Here is a 2,430-nt window from a genome sequence, read left to right as displayed (position 1 = left end):
CGCTGACCAGAATCACGCACCAAGTCTCACGTGCGTTCGACTTGAATCTGGGATTTCCAATTTGGTTTGCACCGGAAAGTCTGTGGTGGGTGATGCCGGTGGTAGAAGTGCTGGTGCTGGCATTGAGTATTTTCTGGGTGAGAGAAAAGGCTACACCGAAGAAAAAATCATGAAATTGATGATAGAATAGATTTTTGGGATGTAGAAAATAAGAATGTGCCAGATGATTTCACAAAGAAATATGGTTGCAAAAAGTTGACTTTTTTACTATATTATAACTATTCGATAAGACGATGCAAAAGATATGCTACTGAATGAAGTGCAGAAATAGGAAGTAGTTTTTTTTCGATAAAGTATAGAAAACGATTAGTAAAAGTAGATAAGGTTGGTAGAAAAATGCAGATTTCAAGCAGATTTACGCTGGCGATTCATATTTTTGCCTGTGTGGATACATTCAAAGATGATTATAAAGTAACTAGTGATTTTATTGCAGGAAGTACAAATGTGAATCCTGTCATTATTCGGAAAATATTAGGTCAGCTCAAGGCGGCAGGACTCATTGAGGTGGCGAGGGGAACTGGTGGAACCACGATTGCGAAGCCGTTGTCAGAGATTACATTTCTGGATATTTATCGTGCAGTGGAGTGTGTAGAAGAAAATCAACTCTTTCATTTTCATGAAAATCCGAATACTGCCTGTCCGGTTGGAAGAAATATTCATCATGTATTGGATGAAAAACTGGATCGGGTGCAGAAAGCGATGGAGCGGGAATTGCAGTCTATTACGCTGGAAGATGTCAGGGAAGATTTGAAAAAATATCTGGAGCAGGAAAATAATAAATAAAATGATAAGTAAAAAACGGGATTTCACAGTTGTGAGATCCCGCTTTTTTGTATTAATAACAATTTTTACATGGTCTTGATTTTCCACTTTCAGAGATGGAACCGCTGAGTATAGTTTTGGAGCGTCCAAGACTAGGACAGTCCTTGGTGGAGTGATAAACTTCTCCATTTGGAGTCCAGTATACCGTTCCACCGGTGTTTTGCTGTGAATCAGAAGTGTCGGAAGAATAAGTGGTAGTATTTTGTTGTGTCTGAGCAGCTGCAGCTTCTTCCTGAGCTTGCTGCTGAGCTTCCAGTTCTGCCTGCTTTTGAGCTTCCTCCTGGGCTTTTTGCTGAGCTTCCAATTCCGCCTGTTTTTGGGCTTCTTCCTGAGCTTTTTGTTGGGCTTCCAGTTCCGCCTGCTTTTGGGCTTCTTCCTGAGCTTCCAGTTCCGCCTGTTTTTGAGTTTCTAATTCTGCCTGTTCCTGCGCAGCTTTTCTGGCTGCGACATCTACAACGGTAATTGATAATTTATTACTTTCGATATCGCCGCATTTGACGTATATTTCATAAGAGCCTTCGGCTGTTCCTGTTTCGATTTTGTTATCCGTAAATGTAAAGGTATCTGATTTACCAGCAGATGAAATGTAGGTCAAATCTGAAATATCGGCATCCGATGGTTCAACAGAAATTGATACAGGAATTGTCTGGTTGATATCATATTCTGTCTCCTGATTTTCAAGCGATATTTGAATCGTCTTTATGGCTACTTTTGTAGAAGAAGGCATCAGGCTTGCGCCGATAATAAACAAGATGAAACATATAAGTGGTGGAAGCAGTAATTTTTTTCGAAACTTCTTTTTTACTGCTTGTATAATCATGTAGATGTTTGTGATAAAGAAACCCAAGAACCCAATAAGGGCTAATGCATAACTCATAGTGTGACTCTCCTTTGTATGTGATCTACCTATTATTATAATAAAGAGAAAAATAATTTCAATATATCAACAGGAATTGTATTCTTTTACAAATGTATAAAAAATGAAGATGTAACTATTGACATTACAACATAACCATGATAATATGCAAATATCAGATGTAACCAATAAGATTATAACGAAAAAACAATAAAAAATTAAATCAAAAATCAGGAGGATATCATCATGAACAAAGTAGTAGAATTTTTACAGGCAAACCCGGTACAGTATCTTGCAACAGTAGGTCGCGATGGAAAAGCAAAATGCCGTCCATTCATGTTCTGTTTTGAAAAAGATGGAAAATTATGGTTCTGCACAAACAACACAAAAGACGTATACAAAGACATGCAGGAAAATCCGGAAATTGAGATTTCTGTTTCTTCTCCGGAGTATGCATGGATTCGTTTACATGGTAAAGCAGTATTTGAAAACAACATGGAAGTAAAAGAAGGATGTATGGCAAATCCAATCGTAAAAGGACAGTATCAGACAGCAGACAATCCAATTTTTGAAGTATTCTATCTGGAGAACGCACACGGACTGATCGCTGACTTCTCAGGAAATGCACCATATGAATTTTAAGAATTTATATCAGATGGGAGATGACTCCCACCTCTATAGGTGGTGAGAAA

General features: G+C 38.2%; 3 protein-coding genes. 2 read left to right on the top strand and 1 reads right to left on the bottom strand.

Translation table 11 applies throughout. The features are described from left to right. The first annotated feature begins 396 nt into the window (after nucleotides 1-396). Nucleotides 397-843, top strand: a complete 447-nt coding sequence (locus tag LG34_RS13555; protein ID WP_109216543.1) for an Rrf2 family transcriptional regulator — start codon at nucleotides 397-399, stop codon at nucleotides 841-843. A 52-nt stretch (nucleotides 844-895) separates the two neighbouring features. On the opposite strand, the gene LG34_RS16820 is transcribed toward LG34_RS13555, so the two are convergent. Further along, the gene (locus tag LG34_RS16820; RefSeq protein WP_109216542.1) at nucleotides 896-1,759 is read right to left on the bottom strand and encodes a cell envelope integrity protein TolA; all 864 of its coding nucleotides are present in this window, start codon (nucleotides 1,757-1,759) and stop codon (nucleotides 896-898) included. A 225-nt stretch (nucleotides 1,760-1,984) separates the two neighbouring features. On the opposite strand from LG34_RS16820, the gene LG34_RS13545 reads away from it, so the two are divergent. Further along, nucleotides 1,985-2,380, top strand: coding sequence for a pyridoxamine 5'-phosphate oxidase family protein (locus LG34_RS13545; RefSeq protein ID WP_109216541.1), 396 nt, complete (start codon nucleotides 1,985-1,987; stop codon nucleotides 2,378-2,380). The last annotated feature ends 50 nt before the right edge of the window (nucleotides 2,381-2,430 follow it).

It is taken from the genome of Eubacterium ramulus (assembly GCF_003122485.1).
Taxonomy (GTDB): domain Bacteria; phylum Bacillota; class Clostridia; order Lachnospirales; family Lachnospiraceae; genus Eubacterium_I; species Eubacterium_I ramulus_A.
Note: the sequence above shows the minus strand (reverse complement) of the source record. Positions and strands in the feature narration are given on the sequence as shown.

Coding starts and splice junctions, on each gene's coding strand:
- LG34_RS16820 (WP_109216542.1), bottom strand. CDS start 1,759: ATGAGTTATGCATTAGCCCTTATTGGGTTCTTGGGTTTCTTTATCACA.
- LG34_RS13545 (WP_109216541.1), top strand. CDS start 1,985: ATGAACAAAGTAGTAGAATTTTTACAGGCAAACCCGGTACAGTATCTT.
- LG34_RS13555 (WP_109216543.1), top strand. CDS start 397: ATGCAGATTTCAAGCAGATTTACGCTGGCGATTCATATTTTTGCCTGT.